General features: G+C 68.7%; 24 protein-coding genes. 15 read left to right on the forward strand and 9 right to left on the reverse strand.

The features are described from left to right. The first annotated feature begins 104 nt into the window (after nucleotides 1-104). Nucleotides 105-644: a DoxX family protein gene (locus ACT86A_RS00070; protein ID WP_445089873.1), complete on the forward strand. Its 540-nt coding sequence runs from the start codon at nucleotides 105-107 to the stop codon at nucleotides 642-644. A 90-nt stretch (nucleotides 645-734) separates the two neighbouring features. Here the strand turns inward: ACT86A_RS00070 and ACT86A_RS00075 are convergent, their stop codons facing one another. Together ACT86A_RS00075 and ACT86A_RS00080 are read right to left on the reverse strand one after the other, a co-directional pair. Further along, nucleotides 735-2783 carry an ATP-dependent DNA helicase gene (locus tag ACT86A_RS00075; protein ID WP_445089874.1) on the reverse strand — a complete coding sequence of 683 codons (2049 nt, stop codon included), beginning with the start codon at nucleotides 2781-2783 and terminating at the stop codon, nucleotides 735-737. Nucleotides 2784-2840: 57 nt separating this feature from the next. Then, nucleotides 2841-3407: an isochorismatase family protein gene (locus tag ACT86A_RS00080; RefSeq protein WP_445089875.1), complete on the reverse strand. Its 567-nt coding sequence runs from the start codon at nucleotides 3405-3407 to the stop codon at nucleotides 2841-2843. Between the two features lie 181 nt (nucleotides 3408-3588). Between ACT86A_RS00080 and ACT86A_RS00085 the strand changes: the two genes are divergently transcribed. After that, nucleotides 3589-3780, forward strand: a complete 192-nt coding sequence (locus ACT86A_RS00085; protein WP_445089876.1) for a hypothetical protein — start codon at nucleotides 3589-3591, stop codon at nucleotides 3778-3780. 2 nt (nucleotides 3781-3782) lie between these two features. Here ACT86A_RS00085 and ACT86A_RS00090 read toward each other — a convergent pair whose 3' ends face one another. Further along, nucleotides 3783-5093: a nicotinate phosphoribosyltransferase gene (locus ACT86A_RS00090; protein WP_445089877.1), complete on the reverse strand. Its 1311-nt coding sequence runs from the start codon at nucleotides 5091-5093 to the stop codon at nucleotides 3783-3785. A gap of 122 nt (nucleotides 5094-5215) precedes the next feature. Here ACT86A_RS00090 and clpS point away from each other — a divergent pair, with 122 nt between their 5' ends. The 10 genes from clpS to ACT86A_RS00140 all read left to right on the forward strand — a co-directional run bounded on the left by clpS (nucleotide 5216) and on the right by ACT86A_RS00140 (nucleotide 12483). Next, entirely contained in the window at nucleotides 5216-5566 is a 351-nt protein-coding gene (gene clpS / locus ACT86A_RS00095) for an ATP-dependent Clp protease adapter ClpS (RefSeq protein WP_445089878.1), read from the forward strand. A 21-nt stretch (nucleotides 5567-5587) separates the two neighbouring features. Continuing rightward, nucleotides 5588-6157 (forward strand): oxidative stress transcriptional regulator AosR, encoded by a 570-nt coding sequence (gene aosR / locus ACT86A_RS00100; protein WP_445089879.1) that lies wholly within the window; start codon nucleotides 5588-5590, stop codon nucleotides 6155-6157. Nucleotides 6158-6215: 58 nt separating this feature from the next. Next, complete coding sequence (locus tag ACT86A_RS00105; protein WP_445089880.1) at nucleotides 6216-7298, forward strand: P1 family peptidase; 1083 nt, start codon at nucleotides 6216-6218, stop codon at nucleotides 7296-7298. A gap of 140 nt (nucleotides 7299-7438) precedes the next feature. Beyond that, entirely contained in the window at nucleotides 7439-7858 is a 420-nt protein-coding gene (locus ACT86A_RS00110) for a M67 family metallopeptidase (RefSeq protein ID WP_445089881.1), read from the forward strand. A 54-nt stretch (nucleotides 7859-7912) separates the two neighbouring features. Continuing rightward, on the forward strand, nucleotides 7913-8185 hold the full coding sequence (locus tag ACT86A_RS00115) for a MoaD/ThiS family protein (RefSeq protein WP_445089882.1): 273 nt from the start codon (nucleotides 7913-7915) through the stop codon (nucleotides 8183-8185). A gap of 8 nt (nucleotides 8186-8193) precedes the next feature. Then, complete coding sequence (locus ACT86A_RS00120) at nucleotides 8194-9156, forward strand: PLP-dependent cysteine synthase family protein (RefSeq protein WP_445089883.1); 963 nt, start codon at nucleotides 8194-8196, stop codon at nucleotides 9154-9156. Between the two features lie 67 nt (nucleotides 9157-9223). Continuing rightward, entirely contained in the window at nucleotides 9224-9958 is a 735-nt protein-coding gene (locus ACT86A_RS00125) for a rhomboid family intramembrane serine protease (RefSeq protein ID WP_445089884.1), read from the forward strand. A gap of 69 nt (nucleotides 9959-10027) precedes the next feature. Further along, entirely contained in the window at nucleotides 10028-10792 is a 765-nt protein-coding gene (locus ACT86A_RS00130) for a cyclic nucleotide-degrading phosphodiesterase (protein WP_445089885.1), read from the forward strand. 312 nt (nucleotides 10793-11104) lie between these two features. Further along, the gene (gene rph / locus ACT86A_RS00135) at nucleotides 11105-11875 is read left to right on the forward strand and encodes a ribonuclease PH (RefSeq protein ID WP_445089886.1); all 771 of its coding nucleotides are present in this window, start codon (nucleotides 11105-11107) and stop codon (nucleotides 11873-11875) included. Next, nucleotides 11875-12483, forward strand: coding sequence for a non-canonical purine NTP pyrophosphatase (locus tag ACT86A_RS00140; RefSeq protein ID WP_445089887.1), 609 nt, complete (start codon nucleotides 11875-11877; stop codon nucleotides 12481-12483). Before rph ends, ACT86A_RS00140 begins: the two co-directional genes overlap by 1 nt. 21 nt (nucleotides 12484-12504) lie before the next feature. Here ACT86A_RS00140 and ACT86A_RS00145 read toward each other — a convergent pair whose 3' ends face one another. From ACT86A_RS00145 to ACT86A_RS00155, 3 genes are all read right to left on the reverse strand, one after another. Next, nucleotides 12505-12819 carry a DUF3817 domain-containing protein gene (locus tag ACT86A_RS00145; protein ID WP_445090298.1) on the reverse strand — a complete coding sequence of 105 codons (315 nt, stop codon included), beginning with the start codon at nucleotides 12817-12819 and terminating at the stop codon, nucleotides 12505-12507. Between the two features lie 77 nt (nucleotides 12820-12896). Further along, complete coding sequence (locus ACT86A_RS00150) at nucleotides 12897-13379, reverse strand: transcriptional regulator (RefSeq protein WP_445090299.1); 483 nt, start codon at nucleotides 13377-13379, stop codon at nucleotides 12897-12899. A 76-nt stretch (nucleotides 13380-13455) separates the two neighbouring features. Continuing rightward, nucleotides 13456-14340 (reverse strand): oxidoreductase, encoded by an 885-nt coding sequence (locus tag ACT86A_RS00155; protein ID WP_445089888.1) that lies wholly within the window; start codon nucleotides 14338-14340, stop codon nucleotides 13456-13458. A gap of 77 nt (nucleotides 14341-14417) precedes the next feature. Between ACT86A_RS00155 and ACT86A_RS00160 the strand changes: the two genes are divergently transcribed. Then, complete coding sequence (locus ACT86A_RS00160; protein WP_445089889.1) at nucleotides 14418-14693, forward strand: hypothetical protein; 276 nt, start codon at nucleotides 14418-14420, stop codon at nucleotides 14691-14693. 303 nt (nucleotides 14694-14996) lie between these two features. On the opposite strand, the gene ACT86A_RS00165 is transcribed toward ACT86A_RS00160, so the two are convergent. The 3 genes from ACT86A_RS00165 to ACT86A_RS00175 all read right to left on the reverse strand — a co-directional run bounded on the left by ACT86A_RS00165 (nucleotide 14997) and on the right by ACT86A_RS00175 (nucleotide 17708). Further along, nucleotides 14997-15713 (reverse strand): HNH endonuclease family protein, encoded by a 717-nt coding sequence (locus ACT86A_RS00165; protein ID WP_445089890.1) that lies wholly within the window; start codon nucleotides 15711-15713, stop codon nucleotides 14997-14999. A gap of 380 nt (nucleotides 15714-16093) precedes the next feature. Further along, nucleotides 16094-17026, reverse strand: a complete 933-nt coding sequence (gene mmuM, locus ACT86A_RS00170) for a homocysteine S-methyltransferase (RefSeq protein ID WP_445089891.1) — start codon at nucleotides 17024-17026, stop codon at nucleotides 16094-16096. Nucleotides 17027-17048: 22 nt separating this feature from the next. Next, nucleotides 17049-17708, reverse strand: coding sequence for a phosphate signaling complex PhoU family protein (locus tag ACT86A_RS00175; RefSeq protein WP_445089892.1), 660 nt, complete (start codon nucleotides 17706-17708; stop codon nucleotides 17049-17051). Between the two features lie 337 nt (nucleotides 17709-18045). Between ACT86A_RS00175 and ACT86A_RS00180 the strand changes: the two genes are divergently transcribed. Further along, nucleotides 18046-19137 (forward strand): calcium:cation antiporter, encoded by a 1092-nt coding sequence (locus tag ACT86A_RS00180; protein ID WP_445089893.1) that lies wholly within the window; start codon nucleotides 18046-18048, stop codon nucleotides 19135-19137. Between the two features lie 67 nt (nucleotides 19138-19204). Continuing rightward, nucleotides 19205-20206, forward strand: coding sequence for a DUF418 domain-containing protein (locus tag ACT86A_RS00185; protein ID WP_445089894.1), 1002 nt, complete (start codon nucleotides 19205-19207; stop codon nucleotides 20204-20206). The last annotated feature ends 82 nt before the right edge of the window (nucleotides 20207-20288 follow it).

The following is a 20288-nucleotide window of genomic DNA, read 5'->3' on the forward strand; positions in this document are numbered from 1 at the left end:
GTCCGAGGGGTTGGACTGTTGAGCCCTTCGAGCAGCAATCGGACCGCAGTCCGGTTATTGTGGGAAACCTGTCCGGGAACAACATTGCAGGGATGAGGACCAGCATGACCATCAAATCCGTACTCACAGGCACCGACGAGAACACTCGGTTGGATGAAATCTCCTCCGACATCGGCTTGCTGATCGTGCGAGTCGTCTTCGGCGGCTTGCTCGCCGCACACGGCGCACAGAAACTCTTCGGCTGGTGGGGCGGCCCTGGCTGGTCGGCCAATGCCGCCGCCTTCGACCAGATGGGCTACAACCCGGGCAAGCTCTTCGGGACGCTGGCCGGCCTGACCGAACTCGGCGGTGGCCTGCTGCTGCTGCTCGGTCTGCTGACGCCGCTGGCCGCCGCTGCGGTGCTCGGCACCATGATCAACGCGATCAACCTCACCTGGAGCGGCGGGTTGCTGACCGGCAAGGGATACGAGGTGGGCTTGCTGTTCGCGACGGCCGCTGTGGGACTGGCCTTCACCGGTCCCGGCAAGATCTCGTTGGACGCCGGGCGTCCGTGGGGGCGTCAGGGATTCGTGTGGGGCGTCGCGGCAGTGATCCTCGGGGTCGTATCCGGCGTCTTCGTCCTGATCCTGAAGTCGGTGCTCTGAGCTACCGGTTATAGCGCGGCGCGGTGATCTCGGATCACCGCGCCGCGTGCGTTTGTGGCCACGTCAGGTGCCCGGCGAAGGTGCTCGGCATCACACCGTCGCGGCAGCGGCCAGTCGGCGCAACGCGTTGACCACGACATCGGGATCGGCGGTCTCCCAGTAGGGCGGCAGCGACGCGCGCAGGTATCCGCCGTAGCGGGCGGTGGCCAGGCGGGAATCGAGGATGGCGACCACGCCGCGATCATCGACGCTACGCAGCAGGCGTCCGGTGCCCTGGGCCAGCAGGAGCGCGGCATGGCTGGCGGCTACCGTCATGAATCCGTTTCCACCGCGCGATTCCACCGCGCGCTGCCTGGCCGCCAGTAGCGGGTCGTCCGGGCGCGGGAACGGGATGCGGTCGAGGATCACCAGGCTCAACGAAGGTCCCGGCACGTCGACACCTTGCCACAGCGATAGCGTGCCGAACAGCGAGGTTTCCGGATCGTCGGCGAACTTACCGACCAGCGCGCCCGTAGCATCCTCGCCCTGGCACAGCACGGGCGTCGGCAACCGATCGCGCAACGCGTCCGCGGCGGCGCGGGCCGCGCGCATCGAGGAGAACAGGCCGAGGGTGCGTCCGCCCGCTGCCGTGATCAGCCGCTCGATCTCATCCAGGTACGCGGGCGCCAGACCATCGCGGCCGGGGGCGGGCAGGTGTTTTGCGACGTAGAGGATGCCGGACTTGGCGTGGTCGAACGGCGAGCCGACATCGAGCGAGTTCCAGCGGACGGTACCCGCGTCCGACGGCGCTTCGGCTCCGTTCGCGGTGGCCGGGTCGGTGCGGTTACCCGATTGCGCGGGCAGACCCCAGGTGGTCGCGAGCCCGTCGAACGAGCCGCCGATCTGCAACGTGGCCGAGGTCAGCACGACGGTCGCGGTGCCGAAGAGCCTGCTGCGCAACAGGCCGCCGACGGAAAGCGGGGCCATCCGCAACGCCCGGCGCGTGACGCCGCGAACGTCGTCGGCCGCCAACCAGATGACGTCGCGCCGGGCGGCCGGATCGGGTTCGTCGAACGCGGTCAGCGCACGGACCGCGCTGTCGTGCACCTCATCGATCGCCGCCACCGCCAGATTGCGGGCCGCGGCGCTCTCCGGATCGCCCTGCGCGGTGGTGGCGCCCGGCGGCGCGAGGGCTGTGCGCGCGTTCCACGCCGCATCCCGGACCAGGGCCAGCGCGGGGGCGACACCGTCGGGCAGGCTGTCCCAGCGCGCGGCGGGCAGCTCGTCCAATACGGTGTGCCAGGCCTCGGCGGCGCCTTCCAGGCGGTCGATCTCCTGCTCGTCGATGAGCTTGGCGCAGCGCCGTGCGGCCGCGCTGATCGCGGCAGGGGCGAGCTCGGCGGTGGCGACGCCGGTCACCCGGTCGACCAGTTCGTGCGCCTCGTCGATGACCACCACGTCGTGCTCGGGCAGCACCTGGATGCCGCTGATCGCGTCGATCGCGAGCAGCGCGTGATTGGTCACCACCACGTCGGCCTGTGCCGATTCCGTCCTGGCGCGCTCGGCGAAGCAGTCCTGGCCGAACGGGCAGCGCGACTTGCCCAGGCATTCCCGCGACGACACGCTGACCTGTCGCCAGGCGCGGTCGCTCACCCCCGGGGCCAGTTCGTCGCGGTCGCCGGCCTCGGTGTCGCAGGCCCAATCGTTGAGCCGCTGCACCTCACGTCCCAGCCGGGAGATCGCGAACGCGTCGAACAGCTCGGCTTCGGCGGGCTCGTCCGGAATAGCACTGTTGATCTTGTTCAAGCACAGGTAGTTGTTGCGTCCCTTGAGGATCGCGAACTTCGGGGCCCGGCCCAGCGGCGCGCGCAGCGCCTCGGCCAGCCGGGGCAGATCGCGATCGACCAGCTGGCGCTGCAACGCGATCGTCGCGGTGGAGACGACCACCGTGCGACCGGTCCGCACCGCGTGGCGCACGCTCGGCACCAGATACGCCAGCGACTTGCCGGTACCTGTGCCCGCCTGCACCGCGAGATGCTCCTTGGTGTCGATCGCCTGGTCGACCGCCGCGGCCATCGTCGCCTGCCCGGCCCGCTCCTTCCCGCCGAGCGCCTGCACGGCGGTGGCCAAAAGGTCGGAAACGGGCGGCAGTTCGGGCACGCGAGCAGCCTACTCGGTGCCTCCGACAGGCCAGGCGTGTCAGCGGAACCGGACGGTCTACCGGTTGATGGATCCTTCGAGATCGACTCCCGCCCCGCGCATGCGGTCCAGCGCGGCGGCAACGGTGTCGGGTGCGACCCCGGCGGTGAGATCGAGCAGGACGCGGGTGTCGAAACCTTCGATCCGCGCGTCCAGTGCGGTGGCGCGCACGCAGTGATCGGTGGCGATGCCGACCACGTCTACCGCGTCCACACCGCGGTCGTGCAGCCAGTCGGCCAGGCCGGTGCCGTCCCCGGACGTGCCCTCGAAACCGGAATAGGCCGCGGTGTACGCGCCCTTCGAGAAGATCTCCTGGATCGGGCCGGTGGTCAGCGCCGGATGGAAATCGGCGCCGGGGGTACCCACCCGGCAGTGCGGCGGCCAGCTGTCCACGTAGTCGGGCTGGTCGGCGAAGTGCGCGCCGGGGTCGATGTGGTGGTCGCGGGTGGCGACCACAATGCTGTAATTCGTCGCCGCGAGGTGCTCGGTGATCCTGGCGGCGACCGCGGCACCGCCGGTGACCGCGAGCGATCCGCCCTCACAGAAATCGTTCTGGACGTCGACGATGATCAGTGCCCGGGTCATGGTGACCTCCCGCGGTGTGACTGGTTACCTATCGAGATTCTGCCGCTAGGTCCGACAGCCGGTTCACCCGACGCGCGGGAAATTCCGGTGGCCGCGATGTAAACGTCACTACTTCGCGCGGTGATTACTGGATGCCTGTTTCGTCCGCCCCCGGTCCGCCGGGCCCAGTATGGAGGCCGTCATGAGTCACGCAAAGCTGTTCGTCAGTGTGATCATCGCCACCACCGTGTATCTCGCGGTGTCGTTCGTCCTCGGTAACCGGCCGGTCGAACCTGCCGCGTGGGTGCGGTTCGCGCTCGTGGGCGTGGTGTTCGCGCTGCTGTTCGGGGCCGGCTTGCTGCTGGTGCGCCGCGTCGCCGAGCGCCGGCGCTGAGCTCACACGAAGGTGGTCACGATGGCCGGATCGCCCGCGGACAGCTTGAGACCTTCCCAGGGCAGGCTGATCAGTCCGTGGGCGACCAGGTCACGGCTCTCGGCCAGCGTGGGCAGGTCCGCGGCCGGCTCGCCACCGCGGATCAGCGGGATGAGCAGCTCGCGGGCGTGGAAGCCGTTCGACGGCGGCACGGGCCCGGCCGCGGGATAGATGATCTCCTCGACGATCGTGCCGGTATCGCGGGCCAAGCGGATCGCCTTTTTCGTCCCCCCACGCGATTGTTTGTGACTGCTGCGTTTGGCTACCGGCAACCCGTCGACTTCGACCAGTTTGTAGACCATTCCCGCGGTCGGTGCGCCCGACCCGGTGACCAGCGCGGTGCCGACGCCGTAGGCATCGACCGGTTCGGCGCGCAGCGCGGCGATGGCGTACTCGTCGAGATCGCCGGAGACCACGATGCGGGTCTTGGTGGCGCCGAGCGCGTCGAGCTGTTCGCGCACCTGGCGGGCCAGCACGCCGAGATCGCCGGAGTCGATCCGGACGCCGCCCAACCCGGTACCGGCCACCTCGATGGCGGTCGCCACGCCCTGGGTGATGTCGAAGGTGTCCACCAGCAATGTCGTCCCGGTGCCGAGCGCGCGCACCTGGCTGCGGAACGCCTCGGCCTCGTGCGCGCCGTCGGGGCCGCTGTGCAGCAGAACGAACGCGTGTGCGCTGGTACCCGCGCCCGGAATGGCGTAGCGGCGCACCGCCTCCAGATTCGAGGTGGCGTCGAAACCGGCCAGGTAGGCGGCACGGGCACTGTCGGGGGCGGCGAGTTCATGGGCGCGCCGACCGCCCATCTCGATCATCCGGCGGCCTCCGGCGGCGCTCACCATCCGCGCGGCCGCCGACGCGATCGCGCTGTCGTGGTTGAGAATCGACAGGATCAGCGTCTCCAGCACCACGCATTCGGCGAAGCTGCCACGCACGGAGAGGATCGGGGAGCCGGCGAAATAGAGCTCGCCTTCGGCGTAGCCGTCGATATCGCCGGTGAAGCGGTAGTCACGCAGCCAATCGAGGGTCCGCCGATCGGAGAACGGCGCGGCGACGGCGAGTTCCGATTCGGTGAAACGGAACTCCCGCAGCGCGTCGAGTACCCTGCCGGTGCCGCCGACCACGCCGTACCGCCGCCCATTTGGCAACCTTCTAGCAAACACTTCGAAGGTGCACTGCCGCTGCGCCGAACCGTCGGCGAGCGCCGCGGCCAGCATGGTCAGTTCGTACTGGTCGGTCAGCAGCGCCGTACTGGCGACACGGTCTCGCAGGTCCACGCAGTCACTGTAGACACGACGGCCACGCCGCCGCGGCGGGCATCATCCCGGTGAACCGGGCATGCGCGAATCCGGGCTGCGTGGGTGTTGTTTATCCGGAGTCGAGTCGTACTCTTGACGTTATGGCCTTGCGCAACATAGTCCGGGGTGACGTCGTCATGGGCGCCGCGAACGCGACATTGTCGGCGGCACAGGCGACGCCAGAGGCGGTCGAATACACCGAGATCCTCGAGGCCGAGGATCGCCCCTGGGTGACCGTGGTGTGGGATGACCCGGTCAATCTCATGCACTACGTCGCCTACATTTTCCAGAAGCTCTTCGGCTACAGCAAAGCGAAGGCGACCGAGCTGATGCTGAAGGTCCACAACGAGGGCAAGGCCGTGGTCTCGTCCGGTTCCCGGGACAAGATGGAACATGATGTCCAGCGGTTACACGCCGCGGGCCTCTGGGCCACCATGCAACGGGACAACTGACCCGGGCGATACTCTGACGCCGTGCGTAAGTGGAGCAGGAAGAACTCGCTGAGCGGTCTCAAACTGCGTTCCGAAATGGACGCACGCGAGGCCAACGTCCTGCGGTCGCTGGTGGGCGCGGTCTCCGGGCTGCTCACCGACCGCGCCGCATCCGCGCCCGATGACGATCTGGCCGCGCTGACCGGTCTGCGGTCCGGCAACACTGTTGCGCCGGAGGACCCGCGGCTGCGCCGGCTGCTCCCGGACTTCCATCGCAGCGAGCCGGGCTCACCGGACGCCGAGCGCGCCGACCTCAACAGCGCGCTGCGCGGCCTGCACGAGCCCGACATCATCGACGCCAAGCTGACGGCGGGCTCGGTGGTGCTGGACACCGTCCCGAACGCGGGCGGAAAGATCGTGCTCACGCCCGAACAGGCCGACGCATGGCTGACCGCGCTCACCGACGTGCGGCTCGCGCTCGGCACAGTGCTGAACATCGACGCCGACACCCCCGACCATCTCGATTCCGACGATCCGCGCGCTCCGCACTTGGACGTGTACCACTGGCTGACCTGGATGCAGGACTCGCTGCTGCAGGCACTGGCTCCCTGACCGACTCCGGTGCGAAGATCGGCGCGGTCGGTCAGCGCTGGTGCCGTGAGGAGTGGAGATGGTGAATGCCGAGCCAGGGGAAAACAATTCGCTCACCGATGTGCCCGGCGTATTGGTCGGTCACCACCACGTCCTCGACCCCGGCGCCACACTGGGCGCCGGGGCGGCCACCGGATGCACGGTCGTGCGCGTGCCGGGCGGCGCGGTGGCCTCGGTCGACGTGCGCGGCGGCGGGCCGGGCACGCGCGAGACCGACCTGCTCGATCCGATGAACACCGTCCGCCAGGTCGACGCGGTCCTGCTGACCGGTGGCAGTGCCTACGGTCTCGCCGCGGCCGACGGGGTGATGCGCTGGCTGGAGGAGAACGGCGCCGGCATCGTCATGGACCCCACCGACGCGAGCCGGGTGGTGCCGATCGTCCCCGGCGCGGTGATCTTCGATCTTCCGGTCGGGGCATGGGACATCCGGCCGACCGCCGAGTTCGGCTACCGGGCGGCGGAGGCGGCAGCGGTCGACTTCGCCCGCGGGTCGGTCGGCGCCGGAGTCGGCGCGCGTGCCGGATCGCTCAAGGGCGGGGTGGGCACCGCGAGCGTCGTGCTGGGTGCCGGCGCCGCGGCCGGGATCACCGTCGCCGCGTTGATCGTGGCCAATCCCGTTGGCTCGGTGTTCGATCCGCGCACCGGCTTGCCGTGGGGGTGTGGCACCGACGGACCGGGCTACTTCGGCCTGCGCATGCCGACCGCTGAGCAGTTGGCGACCGCCAATGCGCCGCCGGTGAAAGGCACGGTGCTCAACACCACGATCGGAGTAGTGGCGACGGACGCCCCGCTCGACCCGGCCGGTTGCCGGCGGGTGGCGGTCACCGCGCACGATGGCCTGGCCAGGGCGATCCGTCCCGCGCATTCCCCGCTCGACGGGGACACGCTCTTCGCCCTCGCCACCGGCACCGCCGAGGAGGGCGCTGCGGGCGCTGCGGGCGCCGACCTTCCCCTGCCGCCCGCCTTCCCCGCCGATCTGCTTGTCCTGGACGAGATCTGCACGGCCGCCGCGGTGTGCGTCGAACGCGCCGTCGTCGACGCGATCCGCTCGGCGCGCGCGGTCGCCGGCATCCCGGCGTACCACGACATATTCCCTGTTTGATCGGCCGCTGTGCCGCGGCTCCCACGCCACGTGCCGCTGCCCGTGGGTGTGACCCGGCCGATGGGGTCCGGGGAATAGCCGAATATCCTGGCTCGTTGTCGACTGCGATGGGTCGGCGTTGTTGGAAAGGTGTGCGACTCGTGCTGGTGATCAGGGCCGACCTTGTGGAGGCGATGGTGGCGCACGCGCGCGCCGATCACCCCGATGAGGCATGCGGTGTAATCGCGGGGCCGGAGGGCTCCGACCGGCCGGAGCGCTTCATCGCCATGGTCAACGCTGAGCGCTCGCCCACTTTCTACCGCTTCGATTCCGGCGAGCAGTTGAAAGTGTGGCGCGAGATGGATGAGGCGGACGAGACACCGGTGGTGATCTACCACTCCCATACCGCCACCGATGCCTACCCCAGCCGAACCGACGTGTCGTATGCCTCCGAGCCGTTCGCACACTATGTGCTGATCTCCACCCGCGATCCGGAGCAGCACGAACTTCGCAGCTACCGGATCGTCGACGGCGAGGTCGCCGAGGAGCCGGTGCGGATCGTCCATGCCTATGACGAGTGACGAGCCTATGACAACCCGACCGATGCCTGATCCTGAAATCGAGGAGTAGTACCCATGCCGGTAACCGTGTCCATTCCGACCATCATGCGTGGCCTCACCGGAGGTGAGAAGCGGGTGCAGGCCGAGGGCGCCACGCTGTCCGCGCTGATCGACGACCTCGAGGCCAACCATCCCGGTATTGCCGAGCGTCTGCTCAAGGACGGCAAGCTCAACCGCTACGTCAACATCTACGTCGATGACGAGGATGTGCGTTTCGCCGGCGGTCTCGAGGCCGAGGTGCCCCAGGAGGCGAGCGTGACCATCCTGCCCGCCGTCGCCGGAGGCTGACCGGTCCCGTGGCGCGTTACGAATCGCTGATCGCGACCCTCGGCAACACCCCGCTGGTCGGCCTGCGCACGCTGTCGCCGCAATGGGACGGCGAGAACCATGTCCGGCTGTGGGCGAAGCTGGAGGATCGCAACCCCACCGGCTCGATCAAGGATCGGCCGGCGCTGCGCATGATCGAGCAGGCGGAGGCCGACGGGTTGCTGCGCCCCGGATGCACCATCCTGGAACCGACCAGCGGAAACACCGGCATCTCCTTGGCCATGGCGGCAAAGCTCAAGGGGTACCGGCTGATCTGCGTGATGCCGGAGAACACCTCGGTGGAGCGGCGGCAGCTGCTCACCATGTTCGGTGCGCAGATCATCGATTCCCCCGCGGCGGGCGGCTCCAATCAGGCTGTCGCGCTGGCCAAGCAGATCGCGGCGGAGAACCCGGACTGGGTGATGCTCTACCAGTACGGCAACCCGGCGAACGCGCTGGTGCACTACGAGACGACCGGCCCGGAGCTGCTGGCCGATCTGCCGGAGATCACGCATTTCGTCGCGGGACTCGGCACGACGGGCACGCTGATGGGCACCGGCCGTTTCCTGCGCGAGAAGGTGCCCGGCGTCGAGATCGTCGCCGCCGAGCCGCGTTACGGCGAGCTGGTCTACGGTCTGCGCAATATCGATGAGGGGTTCATCCCGGAGCTGTACGACGAGACCGTCCTGACGACCCGTTTCTCGGTCGGTCCGTACGACGCGGTCAAACGCACCCGCGAGCTGGTCCTGGAAGAAGGGATCTTCGCCGGCATCTCCACCGGCGCCATCCTGCACGCCGCGCTCGGCGTCGCCCGCAAGGCGGTGCGGGCGGGCACGCGTGCCGACATCGCGTTCGTGGTCGCCGACGGCGGATGGAAGTATCTGTCCACCGGTGCCTACGACGGCACGCTCGAGGAGGCGGAGGAGCGGCTCGACGGCCAGCTCTGGGCCTGATTTCACCTTCCGCGCCGGTACCCTCGGTGAGGCGGGGCCGCAAACCCCGCGCGGCGAGGAGGTGGCCATGACCGGCGCGGGACTCGGGCCGTCGTTCGACCCCGATCGGATCGCGGCGATCCGTGCGCGGTGGGCGAAGCCCAACGGCGTGCCGGGGTCGCCGACGCGACCCGCGCCGACGCCGGCCGGCGGATTCGCCGCGCTGAAGCGGCTGTGGCTGCGCTGCGGGCTGCTGATCCTCGGATTCGTCGGGCTGCTCTACGGCATCGAAGGAGTCGATACCGCGGTCGGCGGTCGGCTCGACCACGCGGGTATCGAGCCGCGCCGGGCCGACGGGCTGACCGGCATCCTGGTCGCGCCGGTGCTGCATGATGGCTGGGGTCACCTGATCGGCAATACGCTCCCGCTGCTCGTACTCGGTTTCCTCGTCCTGCTGGCCGGCATCGGCCGCGGGTTGGCCGCGACCGCGATCATCTGGCTCGTGGCGGGGTTCGGCACCTGGCTCACCGCAGCGACGGGCAGCGTGCATATCGGTGCGTCCTCGCTGGTATTCGGCTGGCTGACATTGCTCATCTCGCGCGGCTGGTTCGCGCGCAATGCCGGACAGATCGTGCTCGGTCTGGTGGTGCTCGCCCTCTACGGCTCGCTGCTGTGGGGCATTCTGCCCAGTCGGCCGGAAATCTCTTGGCAGGGGCATCTTTTCGGGGCGTTGGGCGGACTGCTCGCCGGCTGGGTACTCTCCGGAGATGAACGTCGACGCCGTGGCGGGGATCGAGCCGGAGTCAATACGTCGCCGCGGTGAACGCGCGGTCCGTCGTGAGAGGTGGGGGATCGTTTCGTGAGCCGGAATTCCGCGTGGCAGCATGAGGGAATGCGCCTTACCGTCCTCGGGTGCTCGGGCAGTGTGTCCGGCCCGGACTCTCCTGCGTCGGGCTACCTGCTGACCGGCCGGGACATGTCGCCGACGGTCATCGATTTCGGTCCGGGAGTCCTCGGCGCGCTGCAGCGTTACGCCGACCCGGGTGAGGTCGACATCTTCCTGACCCATCTGCACGCCGATCACTGCCTGGATTTGCCGGGCCTGCTGGTATGGCGGCGTTACCATCCCATGCCACCGGAGGGAAAGGCGATCGTGCGGGGTCCCTCGGATACCTCGCTGCGCATCGGCAACGCCTCTGCCGAGGTCGGCGGCGAATGCGACGACTGGTCCGATGTGATCGACATGCGGCCGTGGGCCGAGGGACAGTCGGTGGAATTCGGGCCGGGCCACACCGTCACCCCGCGTCGGATGAATCACCCGCCGGAGTCCTACGGCCTGCGGATCGATACCACGAGCGGGCGCACCTTCGTCTACACCGGCGACACCGCACTGTGCCCGCAGGTCCACGAACTCGCCCAGGGCGCCGATATCCTGATGGCCGAAGCGTCCTGGACGCACGATCCGGCGAATCGCCCGCCCGGCATACACCTTTCGGGTACCGAGGCGGGTCAGATCGCCGCCGAGGCCGGGGCAAAGGAACTGCTGCTCACGCACATCCCCCCGTGGACTTCCCGCGAGGACGTGATCGCCGAGGCCAAAGCGCAGTTCTCCGGACCGGTGCACGCGGTGGCACCGGGCGAGACATTCGATCTCTGATCGCCACATCGGCGTTTCCACCACGGACACCAGCAAACCCCCGAGCGCACTTCGTGTCCGGCGCGGACGAAGTAGCTGACAAGTCGCGACAGCCTCACCACCGGCGGTTGTCGCCGACACAACCACTCGGCCCAGGTCCGATTTCGAGCGTAGCGGGACCGAGCATCCCCTGTTCGTGGCCCGGATTGCGTCCGAGCGGCCGACGCGTCCGCGACGAAATCGCCAGCGGCGGTCGCTCGGACGCGAGCTACAAGGAACCGCGAACACGCCGCGCCGCAGGTACGGCAAAACGAACCCAGTAGGCTGTGGCCCGTGTCGAGACGAGCCGATGGCAGGGCGGACGATGAGCTCCGCGAGGTCCGGATCACCCGCGGATTCACCAACCATCCAGCTGGTTCAGTGCTGGTGGAGTTCGGGCAGACGCGGGTGATGTGCACCGCGAGTGTCACCGAGGGCGTGCCGTCGTGGCGCCGCGACTCCGGGTTGGGCTGGCTCACCGCCGAATACGCGATGCTGCCCGCCGCGACGCACACGCGCAGCAGCCGCGAATCGGTGAAAGGCAGGATCGGCGGACGGACCCAGGAGATCAGCCGGCTGGTCGGGCGCTCGCTGCGTGCCTGTATCGATCTCGCCGCCATCGGCGAGAACACCATCGCGATCGACTGCGATGTGCTCCAGGCCGACGGTGGAACCAGGACCGCCGCCATCACCGGCGCCTACGTCGCACTGGCCGACGCGGTGACCTACCTCGGCGCGGCCGGCGCCTTGGCCGACCCGCAGCCACTCTCGTGCGCGATCGCCGCGGTCAGCGTCGGGGTGGTCGACGGCCGGGTGCGCGTCGACCTGCCGTACGAAGAGGATTCGCGCGCCGAGGTCGACATGAATGTCGTGGCTACCGATACCGGCACGCTGGTGGAGATCCAGGGCACCGGCGAGGGGGCCACCTTCCCGCGCTCCACGCTGGACAAGCTGCTCGACTCCGCGCTCGCGGGCTGCGAGAAGTTGTTCGTCGTGCAGAAGGAGGCGCTGGCGCTGCCGTATCCCGGCGTGCTTCCGGCGCCGGTCGAGTCGAAGAAGAAGTGATGGCCTGCCGTTTGCTGGTCGCCAGCCGCAATGTCAAGAAACTGAATGAGCTGCGCCGTATCCTCGACGAGGCGGGTGTCGCCGGAATCGAGATCGTTGGGCTCGATGACGTACCGCCCTACGCCGAAGCTCCCGAGACCGGCGCGACATTTGCGGAGAACGCGCTGGCCAAGGCCCGCGACGGTGCCGTGGCCACCGGTTTGGCGTGCGTCGCCGACGATTCCGGCCTCGAGGTGGACGCGTTGAACGGGATGCCCGGCGTGCTGTCGGCGCGCTGGTCGGGCGGTCACGGGGACGACGCCGCCAACAATGCGTTGCTGCTGGCGCAAATCGCCGATGTCCCGGACGAGCGGCGCGGCGGGCGGTTCGTGTCGACCTGCGCGCTGGTGGTGCCGGGGGGCGAGGAGATCGTGGTGCGCGGCGAATGGCCGGGCTCGATCGCGCGGACGCCGGTAGGGGACGGCGGTTTCGGCTACGACCCGCTGTTCATTCCGGCGGGCGGTGCCGTCACCGCCGCTCAGCTGACGCCCGCCCAGAAAGACGCGGTCTCGCATCGGGGGCGGGCATTGGCCCAGTTGGTGCCCGCGCTGGCGGGACTTGCCGGCTGACCGGGGTCCCGCCGATCGCGGTCAGCCGGCGAGGGCCTGCTTGACCTGCTTCGCATTGATGTGCTCGACGAAGAACGACAGCAGCGGGATGGTGCCGGCGAGCAGCGTGCCGATGGTGCGCAGGGCCGGCCAGCGCACCTTGACCGCGAGATCGGCCGTGACTACCAGGTAGACGAAATACACCCAACCGTGCACGACGGCGATCCAGCTCGGAGTGTGCACGCCGAAGCCGTACTTGGCGATCATCTCACCCGTGAGCAGCAGCAGCCAGAGACCGGTGATCCAGGCCAGCGTGCGGTAGCGGACCAACGCGGAGGCGATCTTGGCGGAGGCGATCTCGGCGGCGGCGGTCTTGGCGGCGTTCGCCGTCGGTGCGGGGGCGACTGCGGTCTCGATGGAATTCTCGCTGGTGCTCAACCGGCGCTCCTCTCGCGGGTGTGCAGGCCCGTTGTGCGGACCTGCGTGTCGGTGTCATTGGCGTACAGCTCGGCGAGGTATCGGTTGTACTCGGTGAGCACCGGGTCCTCGTCCTGGACGGCCTTCGGACGCTCGGGCAGCAGGCCCGCCGGGATCTCTCTGGGCGCAACCGGTGTCGCGGCGCGTTTGGACGCGGCGGTGGAGCGCCGCGTGTCGGCGGGGGCGTTGTCCTCCTCGGCCTCGCGCTCGAGCCGGACGAACCGGAAGTAGGCGAAGACGGCGAACGCCGCGAACAGTGGCCACTGCAGCGCGTACCCGAGATTCTGGCCGGTGCCGCCGACGGACTCATACCGCTCCCACTGCCACCACGCCAGCGCCAGGCAGCCCAGCGCGGCGACGACCACCAGCGCGATGAGGGCCGGGCGGTTGTGTGCCGGGCGATCGTGTGCCGGGCGGTGTGGTGAGGCGGACACGACCACCACGGTACCCGCTCTACTACGCAGCCCGTAGAGCTGGGTTTGTGTTGTTCGGCGACGCGGTCGCCGCCGGTGGCGTTCAGAACGAGTAGGTGACGCCGGTCAGTCGTTCGGATTCCGTCCACAACCGCTGCCAGAGGTCTGTGTTCTTCGACAGGCGGGTGGACGGGGAGGCGCGCACCGGGCCTCGGGTGCCGAAGAGTCTGGTCGGCCCCCAGTACACCGTGGGGTCGGCGTCGGGCATGGTCGCGGCGAACAGCGTCGACTGTGACGCCTTTGCGGGGGGATGTCCGATCAGGCGGATGAAAGGCTTGGCGATGTGGTCGAGCGGCGTCTCGGTGTGCGTGAAGAGGTCGGTGGCGCAGACACCGGGGTGGACCGCGTAGGAGCGCTTGGCGGACCCGGACTCCATCAGTCTGCGTTGCAGTTCCCGCGCGAACATCAGGTTGCACAGCTTGGCTTGCGCATAGGCGAGATTGCGCTGGTAGCGGCGGTTGTTGTAGTCGAGGTCGTCGATCCAGAGCTTCGGGGTCTGCCTGTGCGCGATGCTGGCCAGCGTCACCACGCGATCGGTGATCTGGTTCAGCAGCAGCCCGGTGAGCGCGAAGTGCCCGAGGTGGTTGACTCCCCATTGGGTTTCGAAACCGTCCTTGGTCCGGGAGAAGGGGAGGTTCATCAGCCCGGCGTTGTTGATCAGGACATCTAATTCGGCATTGTCCTGGGCGAACTGGGCGAACTTGCGCACCGAGGCCAGGTCGGCCAGGTCGAGTTCGGCCACCCGTACATCACCGTCGATGCGGTCGGCGACCTCCTTCGCCTTGGCCGTGTTTCGGCAGGCCATGATCACGGTCGCGCCTTTGGCCGCGAGGACCTTGGTGGTTACGGCGCCGAGCCCGCCGTTGGCGCCGGTGATGACAAAGGTGCGTCCGGTCTGATCCGGGATCTCAGTGGGTTTCCACGCCATGCGCCAACCTTAGGAGTAAGTGTCGGAGGAAGGTGCGTCCGATATTCGGCCCAGATCCTCTCAGACGCACCGGCCTCATGTCCGTTTTCTCCGTCACGACACGGGCATCGATGGGGCTGGTCGGCTGTCCAGTGGTCACCCGAGGCCTGTCCCGGTCCTGCTGGCTGACCGGTACGCGGGCGGCGAAGATCAAGCACAGCAAGACGCCGGGACCGGCGGCGCGCACGGTGATGCCGCTGCTCGCGCCGATCATGATCAAGACGGTGATGAATCCGGAGAAGACCATGGGACCGGAGCAGCGTTACCGGATCGACTGGGACGCGCCCGCAGGCAGCGAACTCGCGGCGGCTTAGCAGAGAATTCCTGCCGGTTCACTGGACCGGCAGGAACTCGCCGCTGGTCGGCACCGCTGAGGGCGCTCCCTGGTAGGCGCCGCGGCCAACGCGGTGAACGCGCGACGCTCAGGCGCACCGCGCAGGGAACGCACCGTCAGCGCGGCGGGAAACGGTTGCGCCCCAAGAGCGACACCGTCGTCGGACACCCCTCGCGCGGGTACCCACCGGAGCGCGGCCGACCGGTCCCTCCGAATTGATCGCGGTGCAAGCGCTTTCGGTGTTTTCGGAACCGATCGGCAAGGCGGGCCGGTAGATTATTGCTCAGGGGCAGGTGGTCAGTACCCGGACCATGGCGTCTTTCTCGGGCGGGGTCACCCAGAGCTGGTAAGCCGCCTTCACCTGAATCTGTCTGGTCACGTAGGCGCAGTGGAAGCTCTTGTTCGGCGGCAGCCAGTCGGCCGCGTCGGAATCGCTCTTGGCCTGGTTGGTGGGGCCGTCCGCGGCCTCCAGGTTCAGCGGATCGTTCGCCAGGTCGCGGCGGCGGTCGGCGGAAAGCTTCTGCGCGCCGGTCTGCCACGCGTCCGAGAGCGCGACCACATGGTCGATCTGCACCTCGTCGGACGTCTTCGTACCGCGCTTGAAGTCGATGATCTTGCCGGTGTAAAGGTCGCTGAGCGTGCCGGTGGCGACGATGCACTTGCCCGACTTGAACGTCACGTCGGTCATGTCGCGCTGCAGAATGTCGTTGCGGGTGTCGCAGCCGTTGTTGCCGCCGGGCACCGACACGTTGTCGGACCAGGGCGGGCCGAATTCCTCACGGCTGTAACCAGTTCTGGGTGCGCGGTCGGCGACGCGCAGCGAATTCAGCAGGGCGAGGGCGTCGCGGCTCGGTATGGCAGCGGCGCAGCCCCGGCCGCCGGAACCGCAACCCGTCGCCGCGTTCGACTCGCTGGCTCCGAGGTGCGAGCAGGAGGCCAGGCCAAGGGAAGTCGCGACGATGACGCCGATCAGAGCCAGCCGCTGTGCCGTGGATTTCATCGAACTTCCTAACTCCGAAAACGGTAACCGGCGTCAAAGTATCCAGGGCCCGGATTGCCAGAATCGAAACGGCGTGTATGAGTTTCGGCACAGCTCGATGCTGCCCGGCCTTTGCGGCGGATCGGCCAGTACGCCACGGTAGCTGGACCGCAGTGTGGACCCGCCTCCGAATCGCCGTGCCGGCGCCGACTCGAGGGCGGTTCGATCACGAGGAGTGCAGGGGAGCCGCGCGGTTGCGCGGATGGTTGTCCACGCCGAAGACCGCACTTGGCCGACACCACGGGGCTGATGAGGGGGAAGTCCCGGGCTCGGCTGTGCACCGGGTCGACGAGGCGCCGGCCTTCGGACCCGTCGCGCCGCGCAAGACCGCACCTGGATGCTCAGCCGAACACGCCGTCGGAGGGCTGATCGGCGGCACCGCGGCCGTGTGTGGGTCGTAGTTCTGCTGCGAGGCGGGCGATTCGGTCCGGGCCGACGCGGCAACATCCGCCGATGATGCGGGCGCCCTGGGCGACCCAGGCAGGTGCCACGTCGGGGGCGAACTGGGCGGTTCCGGTCCAGGCGCGGCGGGTGCTGTCCCAACTCTCGCCACTGTTCGGGTAGGCGATCACGGGTTTGCCGGTGCGGGCGGCGAATTCGATCGCGGTGTCGACATCGGCGGGTGCGCAGCAGTTGACGCCGATCGCGATGATCGAGTCCGCCGCGGCGGCGACCGCGAAAGCGTCCACCAGCGGTTGGCCCGCACGGGTGCGGGTGCCCTCGATGGTATAGCTGAGCCACGCGGGAACACCGATGTCGCTCACCAGATCCACCAACGCCTCGGCTTCGTCGAGGTCGGGAACGGTCTCCAGGGCCAACAGATCGGCGCCGGCGTCGGCGAGCACCTCCATCCTCGGACGGTGCCAGGCGCGGAGTTCGGCCACAGTTCGTCCGTAACGCCCGCGGTATTCCGAGCCATCGGCGCGGGCCGCGCCGTACGGGCCGATAGCGGCCGCGACCCATCGACTCCGCTCGTCCGTGCAGGCGTCCCGCGCCGCGCGGGCCAATGCCACGCTGCGGCGCAACAGCCGGATCGACTCCGCCCGGTCCAGCCCGCGCGCGGCGAAACCGTCGAACGACGCCTGGTAGCTCGCGGTGGTCGCGATATCGGCGCCCGCCGCGAAGTAGGCCGTGTGTACGGCCTCGATGGCAGCTGGATCGTCCACCAGAAGTCGAGCCGACCACAGGGGGTCGGACAGGTCGTGGCCGCGCGCTTCCAGTTCGGTGGCCAACCCGCCGTCCGAGATCAGGACTCCCGCAGGGTCGAACAGCACCATTCCACTCTAGGACGCGGACTCAGTCGTCGTCGCTGGGCTGTGCTGTGGGGGGTACGCCGGTGTCGACGAAGCGGATCAGCCGATCGATGCGTGCGGTGTGATCGACGCAGCGCTCGAGGTGGTGCCCCAGCAGCGCATTGTCGATCGCGATATCGGTCGGGGGCGCGGACGCGGGATCGCGCAGGGCTGAATGCAATCGCTGGTGCAATGATTCCATCGTCAGGCCATCGAGTGTGTCCTCCGATGGCGGTTGGTGATCGGCGACCGCGCGCCCTGCCAAGGCGGTACGCTCGGCCGCGAGCTTCCCCATCGCCGCGAAGATGCCCAGAATCGGTTGCTGCGCAACGTGTTCCGGATGACGCCGATACACCTGGTCGGCGATCCGGCTTGCCAGCCGGCTGATCTGGGATAGTTCACCGGCGATCTGGATCGCGGTCACCACGTGCCGTAGGTCGCGAGCGACCGGCGCCTGCAACGCCAGCAGCACCACGGTTCGCGCCTCGCACGCGCCGTACATCTTCTGCAGCTGCTCGTCGCGCGCGAAGACCTCGTAGGTCGCGGTGAGGTCGGCGTCGACGAGGGCGTCGGTGACACGCTCGACGGCGTCGTGGGCGAGCGTGCACATCTGCGTCAAGTCCTTGGTCAACGCGATGAGCTCGGCAGTGAACTGGGTCCGCACCGCCAGATTCTCGCCTATCGACCGGCGCGGGGTCGATTCCTTGCCGGATGTTCTCCGAAACGACGTCGCCTCGCCGCGCCTGGTCCACTTTCATAAGTCGGCGCTGCGCTTTGCTTCCGCCGAAGCGAATACGGGTCTGTCTGCTGGTCCGAATACCAAGGCGGACAACCGCATCGGCGGTGATCACCCGGAAAGTGGAATATGGCAATACGTCCTGCCGAGCAGGGCGGCCTGCCGGCCAATTGGACCGGTACGCCACGACCCGGACTCGTCGGTGAGCGACCTCGAGATTGGTCACCCGGCCGGGGTGCGGGTAATTTGCTGGGACGATGGGTGCATGATCCGTGTGTTGACCACCCGCTGGACCGTACTCGTACCACTGCTCGCTCTGCTCGCTCTCGCAGCCACCTGGGGGCGAAGTCTGCCCGGTGTCGCCGTGGCGATCGTGGTGGCCGCGCTGATCGGGGCGGTGCTCGCGGCGGTGCACCACGCGGAGGTGGTCGCGAGGCGGGTCGGTGAGCCGTTCGGTTCGCTGGTGCTCGCGATCGCGGTCACTGTGATCGAGGTCGCGCTCATTCTCACGCTGATGAGCTCAGGCGGCGACAAGACTTCCACACTGGCCCGCGACACGGTCTTCGCGGCGGTGATGATCACGTGCAACGGCATCTTCGGTCTCGCCCTGCTGGTCGGTGCGGTACGCAGGCGGATAGCGGTGTTCAACCCGGAGGGCGCCGGCGCGGCCCTGGCCACCGTCGCGACTCTGGCCACGCTCAGTCTCGTGCTGCCGACCTTCACCACGAGCAAGCCCGGCCCGGAATTCTCCCCGGCGCAGCTGGCCTTCGCCGCGGTCGCCTCCCTCGCGCTCTACGGCTTGTTCGTCATGGTGCAGACGGTGCGTCATCCCGATGACTTCCTGCCGGTCGAAGCGGACGGCGTCGTCGCCGAGGAGGACGAGCACACCGAGGCGCCGAGTGCGCGCGCCGCGGTGACCAGCCTCGCGCTGCTGTTCGTCGCCCTGATCTGCGTGGTCGGGCTGGCCAAAGTGGTCTCACCAGCCGTCGAATCGGCGGTCGCGTCGGCGGGGCTGCCGCAATCGGCGGTCGGTGTGGTGATCGCGCTGCTGGTGCTGCTGCCGGAAACGCTCGCCGCGGCCCGCGCTGCTCGCCGCGACCAGGTACAGATCGGCCTCAACCTCGCGCTGGGTTCGGCCATGGCGAGTATCGGTCTGACCATTCCGGCGATCGTCGTGGCGAGTATCTGGCTGGACGGACCGCTGGTGCTCGGCCTCGGCGCCACCCAAATGGTTCTGCTGGCCCTGACCGTTGTGGTGGGCGGGCTCACGGTCGTGCCAGGACGGGCAACCCTCTTGCAGGGCGGCGTGCACATCGCCCTGTTCGCGGCCTTCGCCTTCCTCGCGGTCAGCCCTTGACCGGCCAGAGACGACATTTCCGCGCCGGATCCCGGTCGAAGCGCGCGGGCTGGATACCGTGAGATCCATGCACAACGACGCGGGTCCGTTACGCAGCCCCGAATGGGACGCGGTACGGGGCTTCGCGCTGTGCGGGATGCTGGTGGTGACTATCCGCCAGATCGCGGGCATGGCCTCGACGGACGAGACGGGCATGGTGATTCCGGTCCGGCATGCGCTGACGGTGCTGTTCGACGGACGGTTCTTGCCGATCTTCTCCTTTGTGTTCGGGCTCGGCTTCGCCCGGTTACTGGACCACGCGGACGAGCGCGGCGAGCGTCCGCGACTCGTGCTGGTCCGCCACCTGGTCGCGCTCGGGGTCCTCGGCCTGATCCATCAGCAGTTCCAGGAGGGGGCGGCGCTGCTGCCGTACGCGCTGGTCGGGTTGGCAATCCTGCTGCCTGCGGCGGCGCTGCCGAATGGGGTCATTCTGGTCGCCGGGCTGGTCGGCACCGTCGCCGCGGCTGTGGCTCTCGGTGGCGAACTGGCGCTGGTGCCGGGGTTGTTCCTGCTCGGTATGGCCGCCGCTCGTGCCGGGATCGTCCGGACAGTGGGCGAGCGGAGTTGGCAGATCGGTGCCGTTTTCGCGCTCGCGCTGCCCGCCGCGGTGGTGGCAGGGCGATGGGAGTACCGCACTCCGTACCTGGATTTGTGGTCCACGCCGGCCGCGGCGGTGGCCGGCCTGTTCGGTGCGCTTGCCTACCTGACCGGATTTCTGCTGCTGCTGCGCATCGAACCGGGGCAGGTGCTGTCCGAGGTACTTCAGCCGCTGGGACGGATGGCATTGACCAACTACGTCGGCGCCACGGCGCTGATCCTGCTCGCCGAACCGCGGCTCGGGCTGTCCGGCTCCGCCGACTATGCGGCGCTGCTGGGTTCGGCGGCCGCGGTCATCGTGGGCCAGATGCTGATCAGCGCCGTGTGGCTGCGGTTTTTCGAGTACGGTCCGCTCGAATGGGTGTGGTGGTGTATCACCTGGTGGACGGTGGTGCCGTTCCGTCGTACGCGGGTGCCCAGTCGCCCGTACTGAGCTCAGGCGCACCGGTCTCCAGCCCAGCCGGCCATGCGATGCCCGGGTCCCGCGAGCGGCGGCCGGTGCGGCGATCATCGTC

Source organism: Nocardia glycosmidis (assembly GCF_052545115.1).

Excerpts from the sequence above, each read along its gene's own strand:
- ACT86A_RS00070 (WP_445089873.1), top strand. The coding sequence starts at position 105 with ATGACCATCAAATCCGTACTCACAGGCACCGACGAGAACACTCGGTTG.
- ACT86A_RS00080 (WP_445089875.1), bottom strand. The coding sequence starts at position 3,407 with ATGACCCGGGCACTGATCATCGTCGACGTCCAGAACGATTTCTGTGAG.
- ACT86A_RS00085 (WP_445089876.1), top strand. The coding sequence starts at position 3,589 with ATGAGTCACGCAAAGCTGTTCGTCAGTGTGATCATCGCCACCACCGTG.
- clpS (WP_445089878.1), top strand. The coding sequence starts at position 5,216 with ATGGCCTTGCGCAACATAGTCCGGGGTGACGTCGTCATGGGCGCCGCG.
- ACT86A_RS00105 (WP_445089880.1), top strand. The coding sequence starts at position 6,216 with ATGGTGAATGCCGAGCCAGGGGAAAACAATTCGCTCACCGATGTGCCC.
- ACT86A_RS00115 (WP_445089882.1), top strand. The coding sequence starts at position 7,913 with ATGCCGGTAACCGTGTCCATTCCGACCATCATGCGTGGCCTCACCGGA.
- ACT86A_RS00125 (WP_445089884.1), top strand. The coding sequence starts at position 9,224 with ATGACCGGCGCGGGACTCGGGCCGTCGTTCGACCCCGATCGGATCGCG.
- ACT86A_RS00130 (WP_445089885.1), top strand. The coding sequence starts at position 10,028 with ATGCGCCTTACCGTCCTCGGGTGCTCGGGCAGTGTGTCCGGCCCGGAC.
- ACT86A_RS00140 (WP_445089887.1), top strand. The coding sequence starts at position 11,875 with ATGGCCTGCCGTTTGCTGGTCGCCAGCCGCAATGTCAAGAAACTGAAT.
- ACT86A_RS00155 (WP_445089888.1), bottom strand. The coding sequence starts at position 14,340 with ATGGCGTGGAAACCCACTGAGATCCCGGATCAGACCGGACGCACCTTT.
- ACT86A_RS00160 (WP_445089889.1), top strand. The coding sequence starts at position 14,418 with ATGTCCGTTTTCTCCGTCACGACACGGGCATCGATGGGGCTGGTCGGC.
- ACT86A_RS00165 (WP_445089890.1), bottom strand. The coding sequence starts at position 15,713 with ATGAAATCCACGGCACAGCGGCTGGCTCTGATCGGCGTCATCGTCGCG.
- ACT86A_RS00180 (WP_445089893.1), top strand. The coding sequence starts at position 18,046 with ATGATCCGTGTGTTGACCACCCGCTGGACCGTACTCGTACCACTGCTC.
- ACT86A_RS00185 (WP_445089894.1), top strand. The coding sequence starts at position 19,205 with ATGCACAACGACGCGGGTCCGTTACGCAGCCCCGAATGGGACGCGGTA.